Annotated in this window: 6 protein-coding genes; 5 read left to right on the forward strand and 1 reads right to left on the reverse strand. The window is 44.6% G+C overall.

Annotated elements, in window-relative coordinates:
- Positions 1-183: 183 nt before the first annotated feature.
- Positions 184-498 carry a DMT family transporter gene (locus VHA02S_RS24370; RefSeq protein ID WP_005451619.1) on the forward strand — a complete coding sequence of 105 codons (315 nt, stop codon included), beginning with the start codon at positions 184-186 and terminating at the stop codon, positions 496-498.
- A gap of 85 nt (positions 499-583) precedes the next feature.
- Here VHA02S_RS24370 and VHA02S_RS24375 read toward each other — a convergent pair whose 3' ends face one another.
- The gene (locus VHA02S_RS24375; RefSeq protein WP_038898710.1) at positions 584-1,483 is read right to left on the reverse strand and encodes a DMT family transporter; all 900 of its coding nucleotides are present in this window, start codon (positions 1,481-1,483) and stop codon (positions 584-586) included.
- Between the two features lie 150 nt (positions 1,484-1,633).
- On the opposite strand from VHA02S_RS24375, the gene VHA02S_RS24380 reads away from it, so the two are divergent.
- The 4 genes from VHA02S_RS24380 to VHA02S_RS24395 all read left to right on the forward strand — a co-directional run bounded on the left by VHA02S_RS24380 (position 1,634) and on the right by VHA02S_RS24395 (position 4,609).
- Entirely contained in the window at positions 1,634-2,086 is a 453-nt protein-coding gene (locus VHA02S_RS24380) for an NUDIX hydrolase (protein ID WP_005451621.1), read from the forward strand.
- 13 nt (positions 2,087-2,099) lie between these two features.
- Positions 2,100-2,654: a GNAT family N-acetyltransferase gene (locus tag VHA02S_RS24385; RefSeq protein ID WP_038898709.1), complete on the forward strand. Its 555-nt coding sequence runs from the start codon at positions 2,100-2,102 to the stop codon at positions 2,652-2,654.
- A gap of 3 nt (positions 2,655-2,657) precedes the next feature.
- Entirely contained in the window at positions 2,658-3,068 is a 411-nt protein-coding gene (locus VHA02S_RS24390; RefSeq protein ID WP_005451623.1) for a GNAT family N-acetyltransferase, read from the forward strand.
- A 128-nt stretch (positions 3,069-3,196) separates the two neighbouring features.
- Positions 3,197-4,609: a coniferyl aldehyde dehydrogenase gene (locus VHA02S_RS24395; protein WP_038898708.1), complete on the forward strand. Its 1,413-nt coding sequence runs from the start codon at positions 3,197-3,199 to the stop codon at positions 4,607-4,609.
- Positions 4,610-4,755 lie beyond the last annotated feature (146 nt).

A 4,755-nucleotide genomic window follows, 5' to 3' on the forward strand; every position in this document is an offset into this window, starting at 1 on the left:
GGGTATATTCTATTTAATTCAAATGAACTTATTTTTCTTATTAATCGATTCGACGTTTGCGTGAAGTCACTTCAATGTTGTTGGTAAGCGCTTTTTATTTATAATATGGATTCACAAGAAGTGAGGACGACCTCACCGCTCTTATCACTATCGGGGACGACCCCAATCATTTGGAATCTCTCAATGGCTTGGGCAATTCTATTTCTCGCGGGGCTATGCGAAGTGGCATGGGCGGTCGGTCTTAAATACTCGGAAGGCTTTAGTAAGCTTGCGCCGTCTGCCTTTACGGTTGGGTTTATGGTGTTAAGCTTTTGGTTACTTGGTATTGCACTTAGAACATTGCCTCTAGGCATTGCCTACGGTGTATGGGTTGGAATAGGGGCTATAGGAACTGCGATTGCCAGCATCTATTTATTTAATGAACCAGCCACGTTAATCAAGCTCATCAGCTTGCTGCTCATTGTTGCCGGTATTGCTGGCTTAAAGTTCGCCGCTTAATCTAGTTCAGCTGTCAAAAGAAAAGCCAGAGTCTTGATCTGGCTTTTGTTGTTTGAAACCAAGGGATTCCTTTATAAAGAGCTTATTATCGCTTCATAAATGGCAGTTTTAGGTGCTGTCCAAAGACATTAATCAAAGCGCCAGTCACGATGAGAGCTCCCCCTAGATATGTCCATACCGAAGGCAGTTCTCCAAAGAAGACGATACCTAACACAACAGAAAAAATGATCTGTACATATGAGTAAGCCGATGCTTTACCAGCTTCTTGTGTTTGCATTGCCTTCGTTAACCCCAGTTGTCCTATCTGAGTAAACACACCAACCAAAACAAGCATCATTGTTAGATACAAATCCGGCATGACGAATTGATCGCCAATCAAAAGAATCGATGCAGGCAGCGCCACTAATGGGAAGTAAAAGATGATGACAGAGCTGTCTTCTGTCTGGCTTAGCTTACGTACGATTACATACGCAATAGAGCTACCAAATGCGCCTAAGATAGCAATCATCACACTGAACATTGGTAAGGCATGTTCGGCGTCTGGACCAGTTTCTGGTCGCACCATGACGTAGACCCCAAGTAAACAAAGGGCGATACAAATAAACGTCGAGAACTGGATACGTTCTTTAAGGAAGAAAACGGCGAGTAAGGCAGTAAATACAGGGTGGATATACTGGAAAATGGTCGCTTCAGCCAGGGGCAAAGTCGTAACGGAATAGTACACGCACATCAGAGCCATGGTTCCAACGGCACCGCGAGCAAAGAGCAAGGGCTTATTATTACCCCAAACGGATATACCTTTACGTTTTACATCGAGATAGCTGATCACTAACGAAACCAGCGCCCTAGCGGCTACGATTTCAAATACGGGAATGCCGTGCAAGCTAACGTGCTTGACCGTGGCAGACATCAGTGCAAAACCAAACGCGGACAGCACCATAAAGCGCACGCCAATGGGAATCATTGAGTTGAGTGAGTTAGGCATCTTACTGCTCATTTATTGCGGGAGATCGCACTTTAGCACACTAAACTCACAAAAAGATCAGTGCGCTGGGATAAAGCCCGCGTTTCTTTTTGAACCGAGGTAGACTGTCTTGCTCAGAGTAAAAAACAATAATTTCTAAAGGAAAAGTGGATGATTCCTATTCAAGCAACGCATGTGTCCGGTGTGGTGATTTCTGAATTCGACGGCATAAAGAAAATGCTATTACTAGAACGAGTGAAAGGAGGCTATTGGTGTCATGTCGCTGGTGGTGTCGAAGAGGGGGAAACTGGCTGGCAAACGATCGTACGAGAGCTTAAGGAAGAAACACAGATTGAAGATGTAGAGCTTCATACTGCAGATTTTCTCGAACAATTTTATGAAGCGCACAAGAATCGAATCATGGTTATTCCTTGTTTTGTATTATTCTGCAAACCAAATCAAACAGTAACGCTTAATCATGAACACACCGACTACCGTTGGTGCACGTTAGAAGAGGCAAAACAACTCGTACCATTTGCCAATCAACATCACCTGTACGAGCATGTATGGAAACACTATGTTGAAAGCGAACTGACGCCATTCACTTTGATCAAGCAAAGTTAACTACGGAATCACTATGTACCAAGGCTATGAACAACATCAGGCACTACAAATTACTGAGCGTATTTCCATTGAGCCTTTGCTGACTAAACATGCTTCTACCTTGCTCTCTGTGGTTAATGAGAGTCGGGAGAGTTTATCTCAATATCTACCTTGGACAGACTGGGTCACTAACCGTAGAGAAGCGGTGGCGTATATTTCTCAACGGATTAATTCCAATGCTCTCGATGCTTATTGGTTTGCGATAAAACTAAATCAAGAGTTTGTCGGTGTGCTTGGTATCAAAGGCATCGAAACACAAAGCAAAGCGACCGAGATTGGATATTGGTTGGCGGAGAAAGGTCGGGGTCATCAAATAATTGATTTGGTCTTGATGAGTTTGGTGCCACTGATTCGAGAAAGAGGCAATGCCAAAGTGATCCAATTTCATTGCATGGAAGACAACATACCAAGCATCAAAATTGCAGAGCGCGCTGGTGCGACGCTAAAGGAATACATTGATCATGATTTTGAGATGCTCGACGCCAGTCAGCGTTTGGGCGTTTATGAATTGCATTTGAGAGAGTCGTAACGCATGAACATCAGTATAGATAAAATCACTTGGCAAGATGCGATGCCAATTCGCCATCAAGTACTTTGGGCAAATAAACCCATCGAACATTGTAAAGTAGAGGGCGACGAGGAAGCGGAGCATTTTGGCGCATTCGTCGACAGCGTATTGGTGGGGGTGGCGTCGATATACCGAGATGACAATCAAGCTCGATTGCGCAAGTTTGCTATCTTGCCTGAGTATCAAGGGTTGGGTATTGGTTCATCCATGATTCGATATGTGTTAGAAAGTCTTAAGTTCTCACCTGTTGAATATTTCTGGTGCGATGCGAGAGAATCCGCACTGGCTTTTTACGAAAAATTTGGGATGAACGTTGAAGGCGAACGCTTCTACAAATCTGACGTCTCTTACTACAAGATGAAACTTGCGCTTTAACCGAAACAAATCTGAGTTTGAACTCTAACTTCCTTATTGCGTTAATAGTCAGGATGTTGCCCTTATGTTAACTTTAAATCATACATAAGTGCGACATTGCCCTAGATTGGGTGCACAAGGAGAAAATCATGAATGCGATCGTCGACGTCGAAGTTGGTCAACTGCTGCAACAAAAATTGGATAAGCTCAAAGCTGCATACAATGCCGAACCTTATCCGATCTTAGAGGTAAGAAAACAGAAGCTTAACCTTCTTAAGCAGACTATTTTGAATAACCAGCAAGCGCTGGTGGAAGCCTTAAGTGAGGACTTTGGTTACCGCTCTGAATTTGATACGGCAATGACGGATGTATTGCCGACGGTTGCTCAAATCAATTACACCTTAAAACGCCTTAATAAATGGTGTAAGCCAAGTCGCCGTCATTCTGGTTTGTTACTTGCCCCGTCTAAAGTCACCGTTGAATATCAACCTGTTGGTGTGGTGGGTATCATCTCGCCTTGGAACTTCCCAGTAATCCTCAGCTTATCGCCATTAGTCACCGCGCTTGCGGCAGGTAACCGAGTGATGATGAAACTCAGCGAATTTACACCGATGACCAACAAGGTGATTTCTGAGATTTGTCGAGCATTGCCTGAAGATGTCGAGGTGGTTGAGGGTGAAGCCGAAGTGGCTCAAGCGTTCAGCAAATTATCGTTCGATCACCTACTGTTTACTGGCTCTACTAATGTTGGTCGCGCGGTTGCTCGTGCTGCAGCGGAGAATTTAACCCCAATTACCTTGGAGCTTGGTGGTAAGTCTCCAGTTATCGTGGCAGATGATGCTAACTTGAACAAAGCAGTTGATGCGATTTTGTTCGGTAAATGCATCAATGCCGGACAAATTTGTGTTGCGCCAGATTATGCCTTTGTACCAGAGGGAAGGGTTAACGAGTTCGTCGCACTCTTCTTACAACGCTTTGAAGCGCTGTACCTCAAAGGTCAAGAAGAACAAGGTTTTACTCATATCATCAATCAGCGTCAGTACGACCGATTAAAGGCGGTATTGGAAGATGCCAAAGCCAAGGGCGCGGAGTTACATACCGTGCCTGAAACGAGAGCAGAAGGTCGACGATTATATCCGCACTTAGTCACCAATGTTTCGGAAGAGATGACCATTATGCAGGAAGAGATCTTTGGTCCTCTTATGCCAATCAAGCCTTACAGTGATATCCAAGAGGTCATCAGCTACATCAACCAGAATCAACGCCCACTTGCGCTCTACATCATGTCAGAAGATAAGAGCATTATTGAGCGAATTACCCGTAACACTCACAGTGGCGGGGTCGGAGTGAACGACACGATTTTGCACGTTGGCGCGGAAGACGCACCATTTGGTGGTATTGGTGAATCTGGTATCGGTCACTACCATGGCGAGGAAGGGTTTAGAACCTTTAGTCACGCCAAAACCATCCTGAGTACACCAACGTGGCTACCTCGTGTAGGCATGTTGCTGGAACGTCGTGGCATGGCGATCAAAGCATTGCAAAAGTTCTTTATGCGTTAACGCTATTGATATTGGAACTTCAAGAAAAACATTCTGCGGCAGAGCCGGAGGTCTATGACTGACTCATATTAGCTGCTGGGCAAACAAATAAGCGCACCTTAACATATCGTCGTGGTGCGCTTTTTCATATTTATACCCAAGTAACC

It is taken from the genome of Vibrio harveyi NBRC 15634 = ATCC 14126 = KCTC 12724, from assembly GCF_001591145.1.
GTDB classification, from domain to species: Bacteria; Pseudomonadota; Gammaproteobacteria; order Enterobacterales; family Vibrionaceae; genus Vibrio; species Vibrio harveyi.